The sequence below is a fragment of the Mycobacterium sp. NGS26 genome (assembly GCF_059813025.1).
In genome coordinates, this window is record NZ_JCALDU010000001.1 from 44,038 (window position 1) to 64,043 (window position 20,006).

The window sequence follows — 20,006 nt, forward strand, 5'->3', positions numbered from 1 at the left end:
AGGCCGCCATGGCCAGCACGATCCTCGTCACCGGCGCGACCGGGCAGACCGGCGGCAACGTGTGCGAGCAGTTGGTCGCGCGGGGCGACCGCGTTCGGGCCCTGGTTCGCAATCCCGACGACGCCGCGCCGCTCGCCGGGATCGGTGTGGAACTGGTCAAGGGCGACATCACCGACGCCGGCGACGTGCTGCGGGCGGCGAAGGGCGCCGAGGCCGCCATTCACTGCGCGGCCCTGCTGGGCGGCGCGAGCCAGGACCTGGAGGACTTCAAGGCCGTCAACCTGGTCGGCACCACCAACGTCCTGGACGCGGCCCGGGCCCACGGCATGCGCCGGGTGGTCGCCCTGAGCACGGCGACCTTCCTCGACCTGAGCACCGGTGCCGACTTCGAGGACGCGCCCGTCCTGAAGAACCCGCCGGGCGACCCCTACACCGTCACCAAGCTCGCCGCCTTTCTGGAGGCGCACCGGCGTGCCGCCGCGGGCGACGACGTGCTGACCTGCCATCCCGGCGCGATCTTCGGGCCGGGCCTGGTCGTCGAACGCGCCCTGCACCGCACCAGCTTCAACCGGGTGCTGTTGGCGGGCATGCGCGGAAAGATCAAGCGCTACTTGGCTTTTCCGGTGACCTGGGTGGCGGGAACGGACGTGGTCAAGGGCGCGATCGCCGCGCTGGACAAGGGGGTTTCCGGCGAGCGGTACCTGCTGATCGGCCGGCCCGAGGACACCTTCAGCACCGCCGGCGGCATCAATCGGGCGTGTGAGATCGCCGGAATAGACCACCGCGTCGAGGATCTCGACTATCGCACGGATCCCGAGGCGCTGACGGAAGAATTCGGGCCCACCCTGATGGCCATCGCGGAGTCCGCCGCCAAGACACGTCGCAAGCCCAGATCCACAGACAACCTGACCACCCGGCGCCTCGGCTACGCGCCCATGTCCTTCGACGACGGGCTGCGCCTGCTGATCTCGTGGCTGCGCGGGCTCGGCAAGCTGTAGGGGCCGTCGTGGTGGATCTGGCCGACCGGATCCTCGACGCGGCCCAGCGGCTCGCGTTCCGGACCGGCGCCCGCAGGTTGTCGCTAACGGACGTCGCGAACCTGGCCGGGGTTTCGCGGCCGACCATCTACCGCTACTTCGCGTCCAAAGAGGAACTCATCGATGCGCTGGGGAAGCGGGAACGCCGGCGCTTCACCGCCGCGATGGACCGGGCGATGTCCGGCGTCGTCGGCGTCGCACGACTCGAAGCCGCCGTCGACGTCATCGCGACCTTCGTCGAGGCGCAGCCGCCCGGTCGGCTGCTCGACCTCGAGCCGGGCTTCGCCCACGAACAGATGGCGCAGGCGCTGCCCATGCTCGCCGAGGGGTTGGTCGCGGTGTTGGCGCGCTGCGCCCGCGAGGGCGCCTTCGCCACACCGGTGAACGCGCGAGACCTGGCCGGCGCCATCGCACGGACCGCGTTGAGCCACTACATATTTCCCGACCCCGACCGCTCCGCGGCGCGCCGCCAGATCCGGGCCGCGGCGGGCCTTCCGGCTCAGTCCAGCTGAAACTTCGTGGCGCCGAACGGCTCCGACGTGCCGAGCGCGACCACCGTCGACGGCGTGACGCGATAGAGATGCCATGGCGCCGGACCCGCCGATTGGGCGCTGTACTCCGCCGTCAGCGCGTCGCCCGCGACCTCGCAAGGCCATCCGTCCCGGACGAAAGCGTCGGCCGCGGAGGCCAATTCACCCGCGTCGGCGACCCGCCCCGCGGTGCCCTCGACCACGAGGTCGAACGGTTCGGTCGCGACGCTGAGCACGCACCTGGGGTCGCGGGCCAGGTTGCGGGATTTCCGGGTCGCCGGCCCGGAGGTGAAGTACCAGCTGCCGCGGCACCCGACCACCCCGACCGCCGTCACGTGCGGGCTGCCGTCGGGATTGATCGTGGTGAGCCACACCGTGTGGCGGTTCGGGCCGCCGCTGCCCGGCGCCTGCGGCAGCGGACCGTCCAGCACCTCCTTGACGCGCGCCCATTCGATCGGCGGCGCGCCGTAGCCGTCGAGGTTGCGTTGTGTGATGGTCATGCCGGTATTGACCGGCGCCGGCCCCGGAAGTCATCGCTCGCGCAGCAGGAACAGGCCGTAGGCGGCGATCGACTGCGCGTCGGCGATCACCCCGGTCCGCATCATCTGCTCGACGTCTTCGCGCGAGAACCATTCGCTGTGCATGTCCTGTTCCTCGTGCTCGCGGTCGGCTTCGCCCTCGACAATGCCGGTGGCCAGGAACGCCCACCCGCGCTGACTGCTCATTCCGGGAGCGACGTCCACCAGGCCGAGCGGCTGCAACGACGTCGCGCGCAGCCCCGTCTCCTCGCGCAACTCCCGCTCGGCCAGCTCACGCGGGTCGGCCTCCGCCAGGTCGGGGGCGCTGCCCTGGGGAAACTCCCAGCGCCGCGCGCCAACGGGATAGCGGAACTGCTCGACCAACCGGAAACGCCGCCCGTCGTAGGGCAGCACCAGCGCATAGGTCGGCTTGTCCACCACGGCGTAGATGCCCGAGCTGCCGTCCGGGCGGCGGATGTCGTCCTCCCGAACCGTCAGCCACCGGTTGCGATAGACCTCGCGCGACGCGACGCATTCGATGAAAGACACGCCGCCAGTATCACGGCCGGCGCGATCGCGGGACCGGTCAGGCGGACGTTTCGGCGGCCCGCGTGATCGGTACGTTGTCCAATAGTCGTAACACCAATAGTCGTAACAACGGCCGAAGCGTGGGTGATCATGCGCCACCACATCATCGTCAGCGGCGACGACGCGCTGGCGACGACGATCGTCGAGGAGCTCAACAGCGCCGGGGTGCACATCGTCAAGGTGGCCACCGCCGCCGAGCTCGCCGGCGCCGGGGTGGCCCGCGCTCGCGCCGTCGTCTGCGCCGGCGACAACGACGCGACCAACCTCGAAATCGCCCTGCTGGCAAGGAAAGCCAACCCGAACGTGCGCGTGGTGGCGCGGCTGGCCAACGACGTGCTGCGGACGGCCCTGACGGCCGACAAACGCCCCGGCGCGATCCTGGACGTTGCGGAGCTCGCGGCGCCGTCGGTCGTCGAGGCGTGCCTGGCGCACACCACGCACCCGTTCGAGGCGGCGGGCATCGAATTCGTCGTCTCGGGCGCCGAGGCGCCGCGGGACGCGACGCTGCGCGAGATCTACGGCGGCCTGGCGCCCGTGGCGGTGATCCACGGCGAGAACTCCCCCACGCCGGGCAAGGTGGAAGCGTGTCCGGGCCGGGATCTGCCGGTGCACGCCGGGGACTGGACGGCGATGATCGGCACCGCCGACGAGTTGGCCGCCCGCGGCATCAGGGTCCCGCGGCCGACCGCGAGCCGCTCACGCCGGCCCCTGCCGCGGCGAATGCTCGACGCCCTGCGCGGCCTGCGTGACGACCTCAACCCGATGTTCCCGCGGGCGCTGATGGCCGCGGCCTGCCTGCTGATCGGGTCGACGATCATATTGCGCCTGTTCTATCAGCCGAACCCGAAGATGACGTGGCTCGACGCCTTGTACTTCAGCACCGAGACGATGGCGACGGTGGGCTACGGCGACTTCAGCTTCCTGTCGCAGCCCACCTGGCTGCGGCTGTTCAGCATCATGCTGATGTTCGCCGGCGTGACCACCACCGCGCTGCTGGTCGCGTTCATCGCCGACCTGCTGCTCTCCCGGCGTTTCGTCCATTCGGCCGGCCGGCGCCGGGCACGGCACCTGCGCAACCACGTCATCGTCGTCGGGCTGGGTTCGTTCGGCAGCCGCGTCGTCGAGGACCTGACCGCCGCCGGGTACGACGTCGCGGTCGTCGAGCGCGACGAGAACAATCGATTCCTGTCGTCGGCGGCCGAGCGCGACGTGCCGGTGATTTTCGGGGACGCGACGCTGCGCCAGACGCTGGAGGCGGCCGGGGTCACCCGGGCGCGGGCGGTGGCGGTGCTGACCCAGGACGACATGGTGAACATCGAGACGGGAATCGTGCTGCGCGAGATGCTGGGGCCCAGGGTGATGCCCGATGTCATCCGGACCGACGTCCCGCTCGTGCTGCGCGTGTACGACCGCGCGCTGGGGGCCGCGGTGGCGCAGCGGTTCGGTTTCGAGAACGTGCGGTCGACGGTCGAGCTGTCCGCGCCGTGGTTCATCGGCGCCGCCATGGGCCTGCAGGTGCTGGGGACGTTTTCGGTGGGGCAGCGCTCGTTCATGGTGGGCGGCATGCACGTGGCGCCCGGCAGCGAGCTCGACGGGCTGAAGATGTTCGAGCTGTCCACGCAGACCCGCGTCATCGCGATCACCCGCGAGGACGCACCCGTCGCGCTGCACCCGCGCCGCGACGCCTGGCTTCGCGGCGGCGACACCGTCTACCTAGTCGGCCCGTACCGCGAGCTGCTGGCGACCCTGCGCAAGGGGCAGCCGCCGCAGGAACCCGCGGCCGGCCCCGATACGGGGAACGAGCGCGCGTCGGCCTAGAGCCGCCCCGCCACCTCCGCGGCGCGCCGCAGCTGGTCGAGATCCGAGCTGGTCGGGATCAGCTGGACCTCGTCGGTGCCGATCGCCTCGAACTTTCGCAGCACCGCCGCCAGCTCGTCCTCGCTGCCGGCCCACCCGGTCATCGGCGCCATCGCGTCGACGTACTCGGGCGGTATCCAGTTCATGTAGCGGCGCAGATGGCGGTGCACCTGGGCGCGGGCCTCCTCCGGCGGGCCGAACGCGAACCAAAACGACGTCATCAGGTGGGGCCTCGGCTTGCCGGCCTCGGCCCAGGCCGCGCGCGCCACGTCGAACAGCTCGTTCTGCTTGGCCTCGTCCAGGTCCAGGGTGGTACCGGCCAGGCCGTCGGCCCAGGCCGCGGCGCTGCGGACGGTCTTGGGTCCGATGGTGCCGACGAACAGCGGCGGGCCGCCGGCCTGGACGGGCGGCGGGCCCACCGGCCGCGCCGACTCGGCGATCCTTTCGCCGGCCCACACCCGCTTCATCACCGCCACGCGGTCGGCCATGGCCCGCATCGTCTGGGTGGCCGGGTCGGCGCCGACGGCGTGGTAGTCCTCGTGCCTGCCGCCCACGCCGAGGCCCGCGGTCAGCCGCCCGCCGCACAGCAGATCGCCCGTGGCCAGCGCCTTGGCCAGCATGACCGGGTCGTGCAGCTGCGGCACGATCACCGTGGTCACCAGCCGTACCCGGCTGGTCCACGCGGCCAGCGCGCCGAGCAGCGTCAGGTTGTCCGGGTTGTCGAACGCGATGCGCTCGCCCCAGCACAGCGACGAGAACGGGCCCTCGTCGACGGCGCGCGCCCAGTTCTCCAGGATTCCGGCGTCCAGGTCCGGCTCCATCACCGGCATCGTCATCGCTATCCGCACGACGGCGATTCTGGCATGCCTTCAACCCGCGGACCCCCGAGTGGCAGCATGGGGCGGGTGGGCATAACCAGCACCTCGATCGCGCATGTCCGCCTCACCGTCACCGACATCGAGCGATCTCGGCAGTTCTACGAGAGCGTCTTCGATTGGCCGGTGTTGCTGGAGGTTCCCGAGAACGCAAACGAAGCGACCCGCAAGCAGCTGAGCTTCCTGTTCGGCGGCGTGATCTACGACCTGGGTGGCACGCTGCTCGGGCTGCGCCCGGTCGCCAACGACCGGTTCCACGAGGACCGCGCCGGACTGGACCACCTCGCGTTCCGGCTGGGCAGCAAGGCCGAATTGGATTCCGCGGCAGCACATCTCGATGAAATCGGGGTCCACCACGAGCCGGTCAAGGACATCGGGCCGTCGTACATCCTCGAGTTCCGCGACCCCGACAACATCGCCCTGGAGCTGACGGCGCCGAAGTAGCCTCGAGCAGTGAACGACCCACCGCGCAGCGACGTTGTCGCCCGGCAATACGATCGCTGGCGCTATCCGCCCCCGATCCAGGATCTCGAGGTCTACTCGAAGACCAACTGGGAGTGGTTCGACCCGTTCCGATCCCATCGAATCCTGTGGCCCGACCGCGAATACCGGCCGGACCTCGACATCCTGATCGCGGGGTGCGGCGCGAATCAGGCGGCGGTGTTCGCCTTCACCAACCGGGCCGCCCGAGTCGTCGGGGTCGACGTCAGTCAATCGGCGCTCGATCATCAGCAGTATCTGAAGGACAAGCACGGGCTGCACAACCTGGAATTGCACCTGCTGCCGATCGAGGAATTGCCGGCGCTGCGACGAGACTTCGACCTGGTGGTGTCCACCGGGGTGCTGCATCACCTGGCGGATCCGTTGGCCGGCATGAAGGCGCTCGCGGGCTGCCTGCGGCGCGACGGAGTCATCGGGGTCATGCTCTACGCCAAATACGGCCGAATCGGGGTGGAACTGCTCGAATCGGTCTTCCGCGACCTGGGGCTCGCCCAGGACGACGCGTCGGTGCGGCTGGTCAAGGACGCGATCGCGATGCTTCCCGCGGAGCATCCCCTCCGCAGCTACCTGAAGGTGGCCCGCGACTTGGTCGACGACGGCGCCGTCGTCGACACGTTCCTGCACGGTCGCCAGCGCAGCTACACCGTCGAGGAGTGCCTGGATCTTGTCGCGTCGGCCGGGCTCGCGTTCCAGGGCTGGTTTCACAAGACGCCGTACTATCCGCACGACATCCTGGGGCCGGTGGGCGGATTTCACGCGGCGCTGGCGAAACTGCCCGACGTCAAACTCTGGTCGGTGATGGAGCGGATCCAAACCCTCAACGCCACGCATTTCTTCATGGCGTGCCGCCCGGACCGCCCGAAAGAGCAATACACGATTGATTTTTCGACGCCCGAGTCCCTCGATTACGTTCCCGTGTTGCGCACCGCGTGCGTCGTGTCCGGAACCGACATCGTCTGGCCCGGCGCCACCAGGCTCACGCTCAGCCCCGTTCAAATGCCCTTCGTGCAACTGGTCGACGGCCGCCGCAGCATCCGTGAGATCGCCGCGACCGTGGCGCAGCCCGCCGAATTGGCTCGCGAGCTCTTTCGGGCGTTGTGGCGTCTGGACTTCCTGGCGATGGCCCGAGCGTGCGCAGAATGACACTCCCCGCGGCGTGGCGCCGTACCAACACGCACGCTCGCGAGAAAAGGGGATACTGGGAAGAACTATGACCATCAGTTTCAACCACACCATCGTCGCCTCGCGGGACAAGCGGGAGTCCGCGGAGTTTCTCGCCGAGCTGTTCGACCTGCCGAGCCCGAAGCCGTTCGGCCACTTCATGGTTGTCGAGCTCGACCACGGCGCCAGCCTCGACTACGCGGACGCCCCCGAGGGCCAGGACATCCGCCGGCAGCACTACGCCTTCCTGGTCTCCGAGCCCGAGTTCGACGCGATCTACGGCAAGATCCAATCGCGCGGCATGGAGCACTGGGCCGACCCCGGGGCGAAGCGGCCCGGCGAGATCAACACCCGGGACGGCGGGCGTGGGGTGTACTTCATGGACCCCTCCGGGCACGCCATGGAGATCCTCACCCGTCCCTACGGCTCGGGCGGGTAGCCGGCTAGTCGACGCCGTGCCGCACGCTCTCCTGCACCCGGTAGTCGTTGGCGAGCTGCGCGACGTGCTTGGGCAGCGCACCGGCCGCGACGTCCGCCAGCGTCGTCTCCTCCAGCACCGAACGCATGCTGGCGCGCAGCGCCCGCCACACGTCGGTCAGCGACGTCGTCGGCCCGGAGTACGGCAGGTCGCCGAGCCCGATGTCGCGGACGCTGGCCAGTGGCCCGTCGATGCAGCGCAGCACGTCGGCAATGCTGATCTCGTTTCCCGGGCGGGCCAGCTCGTAGCCGCCGTCGCGGCCGCGGTGGCTTCGCACCAGCCGGTCGGTGCGCAGGTTGGTCAGGATGTCGACGAGAAACTGCGGCGGGATGCCCTGCGCCTGCGCCAGGTCGTCGGTCTTGACCAGCGAGCCGCTGCTGGCCGTGGCGAGCTGGACCATCGCCCGCACCGCGTACTCGGCCTTGGCTGACATGCGCACCCTGAGGATTGTGCCACCCACCCGCGGAGGGACGCGGTCCGCGCTAGGGCTGGGACTCCCGGGACTCCAGCAGGTCGATGACGCTCTGCGCCAACTCCTCAAGCGGGCGGTCCGAGGACAGCCGCAGGTCGGGATGCTTCGGCCGCTGATACGGGCTGTCGATGCCGGTGAAATGCGTGATCTCACCGGCGCGGGCTTTGGCGTACAGCCCCTTGGGATCACGCTTTTCGCACTCCGCGAGCGGGGTGTCGCAGAACACCTCGATGAAGTCGAAGCCCGCGTCGGTGTGCACCTTCCGCGCCATCTCCCGGTGTTCGGCCAGCGGGCTGATGGCCGGCACCAGCACGATCTGGCCGGAGTCGGCGAGCAGCGTCGCCACATGCGCCAGCCGGCGCAGGTTCTCGGCGCGGTCGGCCATGGAGAAGCCGAGGTCCGCGTTCAGGCCGTGCCGCAGGTTGTCGCCGTCGAGAACGTATGCGGGGATTCCCTTTTCGATCAGCTTTCGCTCGACGAGCATGGCCACCGACGACTTGCCGGCGCCCGACAGGCCGGTGAGCCAGACGGTCCTGCCCCGCACCGCCCGGTCGGCGGCAGTCACCAGTGACGCGTGCCGCACGGTGTTGGGGCTGGCCGTCTGCACCGCGACGTCGCGCAGCACCATGCCCGCGGCCACGGTGCCGTTGGTGTCCGGGTCGATCAGGATGAAGGAGCCGGTGCTGGCGTTACGGGTGTACTCGTCGAGCAGCAGCGGCACCCGCGTGCGCAGCGAGACGCGGCCGAGTTCGTTGAGCTTCAATGCCGTTGCGGACTTGTCGCGGTGCAGGGTGTTGACGTCGAGCCGGTACTCCAGCGCGGTTATCCGCGCGTGGGTGGTGCGGGTGGTGTGCTTGATGACGTACTCGCGGCCCGGCTCCAGCGCCGAGCCGTCCGCCATCCAGCAGACGGTCGCGTCGAATTCCTGTGCGACCCTTGGGTGGTTGTTGGTGCGGGCGATCATGTCGCCACGTGAGATGTCCAGCTCGTCGGTGAGGGTCAGCGAGACGGCCATCGGCGGAAACGCCTCTGCCACAGGGCCGTTCGGCCCGTCGATGGAGGCGATCCGGGTGTTCTTGCCGGTCGGCAGCACCACCACCTCGTCGCCCGGGCGCATCACGCCGCTGGCCACCGTGCCCGCATAGCTGCGGTGGTCCTGGTGCTCGCGGGTGTGTGGCCGAATGACGTATTGCACCGGGAAGCGCACGTCGACCAGGTTGCGGTCACCGGCGATGTAGACCTCCTCGAGGTGCGACAGCAGCGCCGGTCCCTCGTACCACGGCGCCTTGTCCGACTTGGTCACCACGTTGTCGCCGTGCAGCGCGGATATCGGGATGGTCGCCACGTCCTGCACGTCCAGGCGGGCCGCGAAGGCGTGAAACTCGTCTCGGATCCAGTCGAATCTCTCTTTGTCCCAGTCGATCAGGTCCATCTTGTTGACCGCGAGCACGATGTGCTGGATGCCCAGCAGCGAGGCCAGGAAGGCGTGCCGGCGCGACTGCTCGAGCAGGCCTTGGCGGGCGTCGACGAGCACGATCACCAGTTGAGCGGTCGACGCGCCGGTCACCATGTTGCGGGTGTACTGGATGTGGCCCGGGGTGTCGGCGATGATGAATTTCCGCTTGGGAGTGGCGAAGTACCGGTACGCCACGTCGATGGTGATGCCCTGCTCGCGTTCGGCGCGCAGGCCGTCGGTGACCAGCGCCAGGTCGGTGTACTCGTGGCCGCGCTCCTTGGACGTGCGCTCCACCGACGCCCACTGGTCTTCCATCACGGCCTTGGAGTCATACAGCAGGCGCCCGATCAGCGTGGACTTGCCGTCGTCGACGGAGCCGGCGGTCGCGATGCGCAGCAGCGTGGCGGGCGCGGCCATCAGAAGTAGCCCTGCCGCTTGCGGTCTTCCATCCCGGCCTCCGAGATCCGATCGTCGGCCCGGGTCGCGCCCCGCTCGGTCAGCCGGGACACCGCCGTCTCGGCGATCACCTCCGACACGGTGGCGGCCGTCGATTCCACACAGCCGGTACAGGTGACGTCGCCGACGGTGCGGAAACGCACCGTCGCCTCGAACACCGGCTCGTCGGGGCGCGGCTGCATGTGCCGGTGCACCGCCAGCAACATTCCGTCGCGCTGAAACACCTTGCGCCGGTGCGCGAAATAGATCGACGGCAGCTTGATCTTCTCGGCGCCGATGTAGGACCAGACGTCGAACTCGGTCCAGTTGGACAGCGGGAACACCCGAATGTGCTCGCCCTTGTGGTGCCGCCCGTTGTACAGGTTCCACAGCTCGGGGCGCTGGGCCTTCGGGTCCCACTGGCCGAACTCGTCGCGGAAGCTGAACACTCGCTCCTTGGCGCGCGCCTTCTCCTCGTCGCGGCGCGCTCCCCCGAACGCCGCGTCGAACTTGTTCTCCCGGATGGCGCGCAGCAGCGTCACCGTCTGGATCGGGTTGCGCGACGGGATGGTCTCGACGACGCGGCCGGCGTCGATGTCCTCCTGCACGGACGCGACCACGAGGCGCACCCCCGATTCGGCGACCAGTTCGTCGCGGGTGGCGATCACCTCGTCGAAGTTGTGGCCGGTGTCCACGTGCATCACCGGGAACGGCAGCCGTCCCGGCCGGAAGGCCTTGAGCGCCAGGTGCAGCATGACGATGGAGTCCTTGCCGCCCGAGAACAACAGCACCGGCCGCTCGAACTCCGCGGCCACCTCCCGGATGATGTGGATCGCCTCGGCCTCCAGCGAGCGCAGATGGCTCAATTCGTACTGTCCGGGCGTCGGCGCAGCCGTCACTTCGCTGGTCATGGGCCCCCTCTGCGAAATCCCTGTGAAATCCCGATAAACTTGGTAGAGTTTACCAGATTTATGCTTATTGTCGTATATGGAACCAGGCTCCCCCGCCAGTGTCAATGGCGCGACCGCGTGTAACTTGGGGCTGGTCTTAGCCGGACAACGACAGGGAGGTTTCGCGGACCTGATGGCACCGTTGGCTACGGGGAACGGTCTGCCGAATGTGGTCGTCACCGGCATTGCCATGTCGACCGCACTGGCAACCGACGCCGAGAACACCTGGAAGTTGTTGCTGGACGGCCAAAGCGGCATTCGGACCCTGAACGACTCGTTCGTCGAGCACTACGACCTGCCGGTGCGCATCGGCGGGCACCTGCTCGAGGACTTCGACGACGGATGGACGCGCGCCGAGCGGCATCGGATGGGCTATCTGCAGCAGATGTCCACCGTCCTGAGCCGCCGGGTGTGGGACAACGCCGGCTCGCCCGAGGTCGACGGCAACCGGCTGATGGTGTCCATCGGCACCGGCCTGGGCTCCGCCGAACAGATCGTGTTCAGCTACGAAGACCTGCGCGCTCGCGGGAAGAACGCGGTCTCGCCGCTCGCGGTGCAGAAGTACATGCCCAACGGCGCCGCCGCGGCGGTGGGACTGGAGCGGCACGCCCGGGCCGGGGTGATCGCGCCGGTGTCGGCGTGCGCGTCGGGTTCGGAAGGCATCGCCCAGGCATGGCGCAACATTGTGCTGGGTGAGGCGGACATCGCCATTTGCGGCGGCGTCGAGGTCAGGATCGAGGCGGTCGCGATCGCGGCGTTCGCCCAGATGCGCATCGTGATGTCCACGAAGAACGACGACCCCGCGGGGGCGTGTCGCCCGTTCGACAGGGACCGCACCGGGTTCGTGTTCGGCGAGGGCGGTGCCCTGATGGTGATCGAGACCGAGGAGCACGCCAAGGCGCGTGGCGCCAAGATCCTGGCCCGGATCATGGGCGCCGCCATCACCTCCGACGGCTACCACATGGTGGCGCCGGACCCCAACGGCGAGCGCGCCGGGCACGCGATGACGCGGGCGATTCAGCTCGCCGGCATCACGCCCGAGGAAATCGACCACGTCAACGCCCATGCCACCGGCACCTCCGTCGGCGACCTCGCCGAGGGCAAGGCCATCAACAACGCGCTGGGCAGCAACAAGGCCGCGGTGTACGCGCCCAAGGCCGCACTGGGCCACTCGGTCGGCGCGGTGGGCGCGGTGGAGTCGATCCTGACCCTGCTGGCGTTGCGGGACCAGGTGATCCCGCCGACGCTGAACCTGGTCAACCTGGACCCCGAGATCGACCTGGACGTGGTGGCCGGCAAGCCGCGGCCGGGCAACTACCGCTTTGCCATCAACAACTCGTTCGGCTTCGGCGGGCACAACGTCGCGATCGCGTTCGGCCGGTACCCCTAACCTGGACGCATGGCAACCGGCCGCGACGTCATCGCACAGTTCATCCCGCAATCCCCGTTCGTCGCCAAGCTGGGCATCGTCGCCGAGCACTTGGGCGACGACGAGGTGCGGCTGCGGCTGCCGTGGGATCCGTCCAACATCACCATCGGCGACATGGTCCACGGCGGCGCCATCGCCACCCTCGCCGATGTCACCGTCATGGCGGCGGCCTGGTGCGGCGCGGAGGCGCCCCCGGATCTGCGGGGCGTGACGGTGTCGATGACGCTGGACTTCATGGCGCCGGCCCGCGCCACCGACGTGATCGGCGTGGGCCGGGTGCTGCGCCGCGGCCGGTGGCTGACCAACTGCGAGGCCGAGATCCTCGACGCTTCCGGCACGCTGGTCGCCAAGGCCCTGGCGACGTACAAGGTGGGCTGAATCGTCGCCGAAAGTGAAACTGCTGCGAAACTTGTGCCGATTTTTCGCGACGGCTTCACTCTCGGCGAAACGTTCTAGAGGGTGACCTCGTTGAGCTTGCCGGTGGCGACGTCGAAGACGAACCCGCGCGCCGAAACGTGCTTGGTCACGAACGGGCTGCTTTCGATGCGCCGCAACGACTGCCGGACATCCTCCGCGGGATCCGGGAACGCCTCGGCGGCCCACGGCGGGCGGATCCCGGTCTCGTCCTGAATGCTGCGCCTGAAGTCGTCGTCGGTGAACGTGAGCATCCCGCAGTCGGTGTGGTGAATCAGGATGATCTCCCGCGTGCCCAGCAATCGCTGGCTGATGGCCAGCGAGCGGATGGCGTCGTCGGTGGCCACCCCGCCGGCGTTCCGGATGACGTGGGCCTCACCCTCGTTGAGGCCCAGCATGCGATACACGTCGAGCCGGGCATCCATGCACGCGAGGACCGCGACATGCTTGCTCGGCGGCATGGGCAGCGGTCCGTTGAAAGTGCTCGCATACTGTGCGTTGTTGGCCAAGTAGTCATCGGTAACCGTCACACCAGCCTCCTGGGGTATCGCGTGGATCCTAATTGCGGGCCATCCCCAATTCACCCATGAAAATCAGCCGGATCACAAGGACCGCCCCGAGACGCTTTAGCCTGTCCCAATGCGGCACGGGCGGCTCGGTCGGGCATGATTCGCTTCCTGGCGCGCCGGCTGCTCAACTACCTGGTGCTGCTCGCGCTGGCGTCGTTTCTGACCTACTGCCTGACTTCGCTCGCGTTCTCGCCGCTGGACAACCTGTTGCAGCGCAATCCGCGCCCACCGCAGGCCGTCATTGACGCCAAGGCCCACGCGCTCGGCCTGGACCAACCGATACCGATCCGCTACGCGCACTGGGCCTCGCACGCCGTCCGGGGCGACTTCGGCACGACCATCACCGGCCAGCCCGTCGCGACCACGCTGTGGCGCCGCATCGGAGTCAGCCTGCGGCTGCTGATCATTGGCTCCGTGGCCGGCACCGTGCTGGGCATCGCCGCCGGGGCGTGGGGCGCGATCCGGCAGTACCGGATCAGTGACCGCGTCGTCACCACGCTGGCGCTGCTGGTGCTGAGCACCCCGTCGTTCGTCATCGCGAACCTGCTGATACTCGGTGCCCTGCGGGTCAATTGGGCCGTCGGCATCCAGCTGTTCGACTACACCGGGGAGACGTCACCGGGCGTGGTGGGCGCGGGGCACGAGCTGCTGGACCGGTTGCGGCATTTGATCCTGCCGACGCTGACGCTGGCGCTGATCGGCGCGGCCGGCTACAGCCGATATCAGCGCAACGCGATGCTCGACGTCCTGGGCCAGGATTTCATTCGCACCGCCCGCGCCAAGGGGCTGACCCGCCGGCGCGCGCTGCTGAAGCACGGGCTGCGCACCGCGCTGATCCCGCTGGCCACCCTGTTCGCCTACGGGGTGGCCGGGCTGGTCGTCGGGGCGGTGTTCGTCGAGAAGATCTTCGGCTGGCACGGCATGGGCGAATGGCTGGTGCAGGGCATCTCGACGCAGGACACCAACATCATCGCCGCGATCACCCTGTTCTCCGGCGCCGTGGTGTTGCTGGCCGGCCTGCTGTCCGACGTCATCTACGCGGCGCTCGACCCGAGGGTGCGGGTGTCGTGACCTCTGGTACCGAAACGACTGCCGCCCAAGGGATCTCCGGCCCGGAGTTCGCCTCGCGCCGCACCCTGGTGCTGCGCAGGTTTGCCCGCAACCGGCTCGCGGTGGCGTCGCTGACGCTGCTGGTGCTGCTGTTCGCGGGCTGCTACCTGCTGCCGTCGCTGCTGCCCTACTCCTACGACGACCTCGACTTCAACGCGCTGCTGCAGCCGCCGAACGCCCGGCACTGGCTGGGCACCAACGCGCTGGGGCAAGACCTGCTGGCGCAGATCCTGCGGGGCATGCAGAAGTCGATGCTGATCGGTGTCTGCGTGGCGTTCATCTCCACCGGCATCGCGGCCACCGTCGGGTCCATCGCCGGCTATTTCGGCGGATGGCGGGACCGGGTGCTGATGTGGGTGGTGGACCTGCTGCTGGTGGTGCCCGCCTTCATCCTCATCGCCATCCTCACGCCGCGGGTCAAGAAGTCGTCCAGCATCCTGCTGCTGGTGCTGCTGCTGGCCGGCTTCGGCTGGATGATCAGCTCGCGCATGGTCCGCGGCATGACCATGAGCCTGCGCGATCGCGAATTCATCAGCGCCGCACGGTACATGGGGGTCACCAGCCGCCGCATCATCCTCGGCCACGTGGTGCCCAACGTGGCGTCCATCCTGATCATCGACGCCACGCTCAACGTCGCCTCGGCCATCCTGGCCGAAACCGGCCTGAGCTTCCTCGGTTTCGGCATCCAGCCGCCCGACGTGTCGCTGGGGACCCTGATCGCCAACGGCACCCAGTCCGCGACCACCTTCCCCTGGGTGTTCCTGTTCCCGGCCGGCGTCCTGGTGCTGATCCTGTTGTGCGCCAACCTGACCGGCGACGCGCTGCGCGACGCGCTGGACCCGGGCAGCGCGACGCTGCGGGGTGGCGCCCGGTGAGCCCGCTGCTGGAAGTGGCCGACCTGGCCGTCACCTTTCCCACCGACAGCGCACCGGTGACCGCGGTGCGCGGCATCGGCTACCACATCGAGCCCGGCGAAGTGGTGGCCATGGTCGGCGAATCGGGGTCGGGCAAGTCCGTTTCCGCGATGGCGGTGGTGGGCCTGCTGCCCGAGTACGCCAGGGTGCGCGGCTCGGTGCGGTTGCACGGCACGGAGCTGCTGGGGCTCGGTGACGACGCGATGTCGCGCTTCCGCGGCAAGGCGGTCGGCATGGTGTTCCAGGATCCGATGTCCGCCCTGACACCGGTCTACACCGTCGGCGACCAGATCGCCGAGGCGATCGAGGTCCACCAGCCGGACGTGAGCCGCAGGGCGGCCCGTCGGCGCGCCGTGGAACTGCTTGAGCTGGTTGGCATCTCGCAGCCGGAGCGACGGGCCCGCGCCTTTCCGCACGAGCTGTCCGGCGGCGAACGGCAACGGGTTGTCATCGCGATTGCGATCGCCAACGACCCGGACCTGTTGATCTGCGACGAGCCGACCACCGCCCTGGACGTCACCGTACAGGCGCAGATCCTCGAGGTGCTCAGGACCGCGCGCGACGTCACCGGCGCCGGGGTGCTCATCATCACCCACGACCTCGGCGTGGTCGCCGAGTTCGCCGACCGGGCGCTGGTGATGTATGCCGGCCGGGTCGTCGAGTCCGCCGGCGTGACCGACCTCTACCGCAACCGCCAGATGCCCTACACCGTGGGACTGTTGGGATCGGTTCCCCGGCTGGACGCCGCGCAGGGCACCCGGCTGGTGCCCATACCCGGTGCGCCCCCGTCGCTGGCCGGGCTCGACCCCGGATGCCCGTTCGCGCCGCGCTGCCCGCTGGTGATCGACGAATGCCGCAGTGCGGAACCGGATCTGATCGAGGTCGGCGTGAACCATCGGGCGGCCTGCATTCGCACCGACCAGGTCGGCGAGCGCAGCGCCGCGGACATCTACGGGGTCAACACCGCCGCGCGTGCGGCGCCGGCGGGCGATTCGTCGGTGGTGGTGCGGGTGCGCGACCTGGTCAAGACCTACCGGCTGACCAAGGGCGTGGTGTTGCGCCGCGCCGTCGGCGAGGTCCGCGCCGTCGACGGCGTCAGCTTCGAGCTGCGGCGGGGCCGCACCCTGGGCATCGTCGGTGAGTCCGGCTCGGGCAAGTCGACCACCCTGCACGAGATCCTGGAACTCGTTGCGCCGCAATCGGGTTCGATCGAGGTGCTGGGCAACGACGTCGCCGTGTTGAGCCCGGCGAGCCGGCGCTCGCTGCGGCGCGACATCCAGGTGGTCTTCCAGGACCCGGTCGCGTCGCTGGACCCGCGGCTGCCGGTCTTCGAGCTGCTCGCCGAGCCGTTGCGGGCCAACGGGTTCGGCAAGGCCGACACCAACGCGCGGGTCGCCGAGCTGCTCGAGACCGTCGGATTGCGCCGCGCGGACGCGGCCCGCTACCCGGCGGAGTTCTCCGGTGGGCAGAAGCAGCGCATCGGCATCGCGCGGGCGCTGGCGCTGCGGCCCAAGATATTGGCCCTCGACGAGCCGGTGTCGGCCCTCGACGTGTCCATCCAGGCCGGGATCATCAACCTGCTGCTCGACCTGCAGGAGCGGTTCGGCCTGTCGTATCTGTTTGTCTCTCACGATCTTTCGGTGGTCAAACATCTGGCCCACCGGGTGGCGGTGATGTATGCCGGTACCATTGTGGAGCAGGGCGACAGTGACCAACTCTTCGGCAATCCGCAACACGACTACACGCGGCGGCTGCTGGGCGCGGTGCCGCACCCGGGGAAGTATGTCTAGGGCGGCGGTTCTGTTGGTGGTCGCCGGCTTGGCGCTCACCGGGTGCTCGCCGGCCATAGACCTCGCGCCGTTGACCGGCAACGCCGCGTCGATCGGCACCACCAGCGATGTCAATCCGCGGGATCCCGCCACGCTGCGGGACGGCGGCGACCTGCGGCTGGCGCTCAGCGACTTTCCGCCGAACTTCAACATCCTGAGCATCGACGGCAACTCGGCCGAGGTCGCCGCGATGATGAAGGCCACGCTGCCGCGGGCGTTCGTCATCGGGCCGGACGGCTCGACGACCGTCGACACCGACTACTTCACCAGCGTCGAGCTCACCGGGACCAACCCGCAGGTGGTGACCTACACCGTCAATCCCAAGGCCGTGTGGTCGGACGGCACACCGATCACGTGGCGCGACATCGCCAGCCAGATCCACGCCCTCAGCGGTGCCGACAAGGCCTTCGAGATCGCGGGCCTGTCCGGCGCCGACCGGGTGGCGTCGGTGACCCGGGGTGTCGACGACCGGCAGGCCGTCATGACCTTCGCCAAGCCGTATGCCGAGTGGCGTGGCATGTTCGCCGGCAACGGGATGCTGCTGCCGGAGAGCATGACCGCCACGCCCGAGGTGTTCAACAAGGGCCAGCTCGACGGTCCCGGCCCGTCGGCCGGCCCGTTCATCGTGTCGTCTCTGGACCGGACCACGCAGCGGATCACGTTGACCCGCAACCCGAAATGGTGGGGGCCGCGGCCGCGCCTGGACTCCATCACCTTCCTGGTGCTCGACGACGCCGCGCGGCTGCCGGCCCTGCAGAACAACACGATCGACGCGACGGGCGTCGGCACGCTGGACCAGCTGACCATCGCGCAGCGGACCAAGGGCATCTCGATCCGGCGCGCGCCGGCCCCGAGTTGGTCGCATTTCACGTTCAACGGGGCCCCGGGTTCCATCCTCGCCGACGAGAGGCTGCGCGTCGCGGTGTCCAAGGGCATCGACCGGCAGACCATCGCCAAGGTGGTCCAGTACGGCCTCACCGGCACCCCGGTGGCCCTCGGCAACCACATCTACGTCGCCGGTCAGGAGGGCTACCAGGACAACAGCGCCGTCGTCCCGTACGACCCCGCGGCGGCCAACCGCGAGCTCGACGCCCTGGGCTGGAAGCGCAACGGCCAGTTCCGGGAGAAGGACGGCCGCCAGCTGGTCGTCCGGGACTTGTTCTACGACGCGCAGGGCAGCAAGGTGTTCGCCCAGATCGCCCAGCACAGCCTGGCCCAGATCGGGGTCAAGCTCGAGCTGGTGGCCAGGTCCGGCAGCGGCTTCTTCACCAACTACATCAACGTCGGCGCCTTCGACATCGCGGCGTTCGGCTGGCAAGGCGACGCGTTCCCCCTGTCGGGGCTGACCCAGATCTACCAGTCCGACGGGGCGAGCAACTTCGGCAAGATCGGCAGCCCGGAGATCGACGCCGCGATCGAGCGCACGCTGGAAGAACTCGATCCCGTCAAGGCCCGGGCGCTGGCCAACGACCTCGACAAGCTCATCTGGGCCGAGGGGTTCAGCCTGCCGCTGACCCAGTCCCCGGGCGACGTCGCCGTGCGCAGCACGCTGGCGAATTTCGGCGCGCCGGGGCTGGCGGACCTGGACTACACGGCGATCGGGTTCATGCGGACCTGAGCCGCCGCAACGGAGCCACCGCCGGCGGCGGCAGGGCGCCCTCGGCGATGGCGGCCACCTCGATTGCCTTCCACAGCAAGCGCACCGTGGCGCGCGGGGGCATCTCGTCCAGCGCCGGCGCCTGGGCGGCCAGCCCGTCGAGCTCGCCGCGGAACGCGGCGCCGGCGATGGCCAGCGCGGCGGGCTCGCGGAAGTCCAGTGCGCTGTGCGCCATGGTGGGCAGCTTCAGCAGCGCGGCGTTCGGCACCAGCGACGCCACCCGCTCGGCCACCGCGGGTGGGGTGATCAGGTCGCGGCCGCCGGAAACCACGACGGTAGGCCACCCGAAGTTCGGCATCTCGGCCGCCAGGTCGTACGGCTCGTCTTCGAAACTGACTCGCTGCGTGCGGATTTCGCGTTCGGCCACGGCCGGGTCGAGCGGGAGGCCGTCGGGTTCGGCGGCGTAGTCCAGCTCGCGGAACGCGATGCGGCTCACCAGGTCTTCCTCGTAACGGTATGGGAGGTTGGACAGCGTGGTGAATCGGGATAGGGCCCACCACAGCAGCTTTCGCCCGTCCAGCAGCAGATCCAGTTGACGGTCCAGCAGGGTGGGGCCGCCGTGCCCGTAGATCGTCGCGACGATCTGCGTCGCCGACGCGGTCATCACGCCGGCATCGACGAGCTTGCGCACCTTCGGCGCCAACGGCGCGGTTTCGGGGCTGTCGCCCCGCAGTAGGAGCCGACGAATCGCGCGGCGCACGATCACGATGTCGTGCCGCGACAGCAGCGGTGAGTCGAGGACCATCGCCCGCACCCGGCCCGGATGGCGCACGCCGACGCCGGCCGCGATGTAGGTGCCGTACGACGTGCCGTAGAGGACGGCGGTGTCCGCGCGGGCGTCGTCGAGCACGGCGGCCACGTCGTCGACGACCTGGTTCACGGTGAGCGCGCGCGGCGGCAGGTCCGCGCCGGAGTCGTCGTGGCGCGACATCCCCACCCCGCGGTGCTCGATCATGATCACGTCGAGGCCGGCGGCGACCGCCCGCCGTCGCAGCCCCTTGTACATCTGCACCGACGCCACCCCCGGGCCGCCGGGGATGATCACCAGCGGGTGGGCGGACCGGCGCCCGGCGCGCACGTAGAACAGGTCGAACTCGTCGCTGCTGCCCGGCGACACCGGCCGCCGCACCGGGCGCACGCCGGGCAACCCCGCCAGCTTTTCCTGCATCCGGCGCCGCTTCGCGTCCATGGTCATCGGTGTCGGCCCGCCATGGACCCATTCTGCC

General features: G+C 69.3%; 19 protein-coding genes and 1 pseudogene. 12 read left to right on the top strand and 8 right to left on the bottom strand.

The window, feature by feature from the left end; genetic code table 11:
• Window positions 1–8: 8 nt before the first annotated feature.
• The gene (locus AC5Y6X_RS00230) at window positions 9–998 is read left to right on the top strand and encodes an NAD-dependent epimerase/dehydratase family protein (RefSeq protein WP_499983358.1); all 990 of its coding nucleotides are present in this window, start codon (window positions 9–11) and stop codon (window positions 996–998) included.
• 8 nt (window positions 999–1,006) lie between these two features.
• Window positions 1,007–1,549, top strand: coding sequence for a TetR/AcrR family transcriptional regulator (locus tag AC5Y6X_RS00235; RefSeq protein ID WP_499983360.1), 543 nt, complete (start codon window positions 1,007–1,009; stop codon window positions 1,547–1,549).
• On the opposite strand, the gene AC5Y6X_RS00240 is transcribed toward AC5Y6X_RS00235, so the two are convergent.
• Together AC5Y6X_RS00240 and AC5Y6X_RS00245 are read right to left on the bottom strand one after the other, a co-directional pair.
• A complete protein-coding gene (locus AC5Y6X_RS00240; protein ID WP_499983363.1) occupies window positions 1,537–2,067 on the bottom strand; it encodes a pyridoxamine 5'-phosphate oxidase family protein in 531 nt (176 codons plus the stop codon). The genes AC5Y6X_RS00235 and AC5Y6X_RS00240 overlap by 13 nt on opposite strands.
• A 30-nt stretch (window positions 2,068–2,097) precedes the next feature.
• Window positions 2,098–2,634 (bottom strand): NUDIX domain-containing protein, encoded by a 537-nt coding sequence (locus AC5Y6X_RS00245; RefSeq protein ID WP_499983365.1) that lies wholly within the window; start codon window positions 2,632–2,634, stop codon window positions 2,098–2,100.
• 129 nt (window positions 2,635–2,763) lie between these two features.
• On the opposite strand from AC5Y6X_RS00245, the gene AC5Y6X_RS00250 reads away from it, so the two are divergent.
• Window positions 2,764–4,491, top strand: a complete 1,728-nt coding sequence (locus tag AC5Y6X_RS00250) for a potassium channel family protein (protein WP_499983366.1) — start codon at window positions 2,764–2,766, stop codon at window positions 4,489–4,491.
• Here AC5Y6X_RS00250 and AC5Y6X_RS00255 read toward each other — a convergent pair.
• The gene (locus AC5Y6X_RS00255) at window positions 4,488–5,366 is read right to left on the bottom strand and encodes an LLM class flavin-dependent oxidoreductase (RefSeq protein WP_499985140.1); all 879 of its coding nucleotides are present in this window, start codon (window positions 5,364–5,366) and stop codon (window positions 4,488–4,490) included. The two genes, AC5Y6X_RS00250 and AC5Y6X_RS00255, sit on opposite strands and share 4 nt — an antisense overlap.
• A gap of 69 nt (window positions 5,367–5,435) precedes the next feature.
• Here AC5Y6X_RS00255 and AC5Y6X_RS00260 point away from each other — a divergent pair, with 69 nt between their 5' ends.
• From AC5Y6X_RS00260 to AC5Y6X_RS00270, 3 genes are all read left to right on the top strand, one after another.
• Window positions 5,436–5,849: a VOC family protein gene (locus AC5Y6X_RS00260; RefSeq protein WP_499983368.1), complete on the top strand. Its 414-nt coding sequence runs from the start codon at window positions 5,436–5,438 to the stop codon at window positions 5,847–5,849.
• 9 nt (window positions 5,850–5,858) lie between these two features.
• Window positions 5,859–7,049: a class I SAM-dependent methyltransferase gene (locus tag AC5Y6X_RS00265; protein ID WP_499983370.1), complete on the top strand. Its 1,191-nt coding sequence runs from the start codon at window positions 5,859–5,861 to the stop codon at window positions 7,047–7,049.
• Window positions 7,050–7,116: 67 nt separating this feature from the next.
• A complete protein-coding gene (locus AC5Y6X_RS00270; protein WP_499983371.1) occupies window positions 7,117–7,506 on the top strand; it encodes a VOC family protein in 390 nt (129 codons plus the stop codon).
• A gap of 4 nt (window positions 7,507–7,510) precedes the next feature.
• Here AC5Y6X_RS00270 and AC5Y6X_RS00275 read toward each other — a convergent pair whose 3' ends face one another.
• From AC5Y6X_RS00275 to cysD, 3 genes and pseudogenes are all read right to left on the bottom strand, one after another.
• Window positions 7,511–7,984, bottom strand: a complete 474-nt coding sequence (locus tag AC5Y6X_RS00275) for an Rrf2 family transcriptional regulator (protein WP_499983373.1) — start codon at window positions 7,982–7,984, stop codon at window positions 7,511–7,513.
• A 43-nt stretch (window positions 7,985–8,027) separates the two neighbouring features.
• Complete coding sequence (gene cysC, locus AC5Y6X_RS00280; protein WP_499983374.1) at window positions 8,028–9,890, bottom strand: adenylyl-sulfate kinase; 1,863 nt, start codon at window positions 9,888–9,890, stop codon at window positions 8,028–8,030.
• Window positions 9,890–10,887: pseudogene (gene cysD / locus AC5Y6X_RS00285) on the bottom strand (sulfate adenylyltransferase subunit CysD). The gene cysC and the pseudogene cysD overlap by 1 nt, the downstream one beginning before the upstream one ends.
• A 104-nt stretch (window positions 10,888–10,991) precedes the next feature.
• On the opposite strand from cysD, the gene kasB reads away from it, so the two are divergent.
• Together kasB and AC5Y6X_RS00295 are read left to right on the top strand one after the other, a co-directional pair.
• Entirely contained in the window at window positions 10,992–12,248 is a 1,257-nt protein-coding gene (kasB, locus tag AC5Y6X_RS00290; RefSeq protein ID WP_499983379.1) for a 3-oxoacyl-ACP synthase KasB, read from the top strand.
• Between the two features lie 9 nt (window positions 12,249–12,257).
• Window positions 12,258–12,665: a PaaI family thioesterase gene (locus tag AC5Y6X_RS00295; protein WP_499983385.1), complete on the top strand. Its 408-nt coding sequence runs from the start codon at window positions 12,258–12,260 to the stop codon at window positions 12,663–12,665.
• 74 nt (window positions 12,666–12,739) lie between these two features.
• Here the strand turns inward: AC5Y6X_RS00295 and AC5Y6X_RS00300 are convergent, their stop codons facing one another.
• A complete protein-coding gene (locus AC5Y6X_RS00300) occupies window positions 12,740–13,231 on the bottom strand; it encodes a beta-class carbonic anhydrase (protein WP_324676342.1) in 492 nt (163 codons plus the stop codon).
• Between the two features lie 135 nt (window positions 13,232–13,366).
• Here AC5Y6X_RS00300 and AC5Y6X_RS00305 point away from each other — a divergent pair, with 135 nt between their 5' ends.
• Genes AC5Y6X_RS00305 through AC5Y6X_RS00320 form a run of 4 tightly spaced genes read left to right on the top strand, consistent with a single transcriptional unit; the run spans window position 13,367 to window position 18,741 of the window.
• Window positions 13,367–14,341, top strand: a complete 975-nt coding sequence (locus tag AC5Y6X_RS00305) for an ABC transporter permease (protein ID WP_499983388.1) — start codon at window positions 13,367–13,369, stop codon at window positions 14,339–14,341.
• A 32-nt stretch (window positions 14,342–14,373) separates the two neighbouring features.
• Window positions 14,374–15,255 carry an ABC transporter permease gene (locus AC5Y6X_RS00310; RefSeq protein ID WP_499985141.1) on the top strand — a complete coding sequence of 294 codons (882 nt, stop codon included), beginning with the start codon at window positions 14,374–14,376 and terminating at the stop codon, window positions 15,253–15,255.
• Window positions 15,252–17,084 carry a dipeptide ABC transporter ATP-binding protein gene (locus AC5Y6X_RS00315; protein ID WP_499983389.1) on the top strand — a complete coding sequence of 611 codons (1,833 nt, stop codon included), beginning with the start codon at window positions 15,252–15,254 and terminating at the stop codon, window positions 17,082–17,084. The genes AC5Y6X_RS00310 and AC5Y6X_RS00315 overlap by 4 nt, the downstream gene beginning before the upstream one ends.
• The gene (locus AC5Y6X_RS00320; RefSeq protein WP_499983391.1) at window positions 17,077–18,741 is read left to right on the top strand and encodes an ABC transporter family substrate-binding protein; all 1,665 of its coding nucleotides are present in this window, start codon (window positions 17,077–17,079) and stop codon (window positions 18,739–18,741) included. Before AC5Y6X_RS00315 ends, AC5Y6X_RS00320 begins: the two co-directional genes overlap by 8 nt.
• Here AC5Y6X_RS00320 and AC5Y6X_RS00325 read toward each other — a convergent pair.
• The gene (locus AC5Y6X_RS00325; RefSeq protein ID WP_499983392.1) at window positions 18,728–19,975 is read right to left on the bottom strand and encodes an alpha/beta hydrolase; all 1,248 of its coding nucleotides are present in this window, start codon (window positions 19,973–19,975) and stop codon (window positions 18,728–18,730) included. The two genes, AC5Y6X_RS00320 and AC5Y6X_RS00325, sit on opposite strands and share 14 nt — an antisense overlap.
• Window positions 19,976–20,006: the final 31 nt, after the last annotated feature.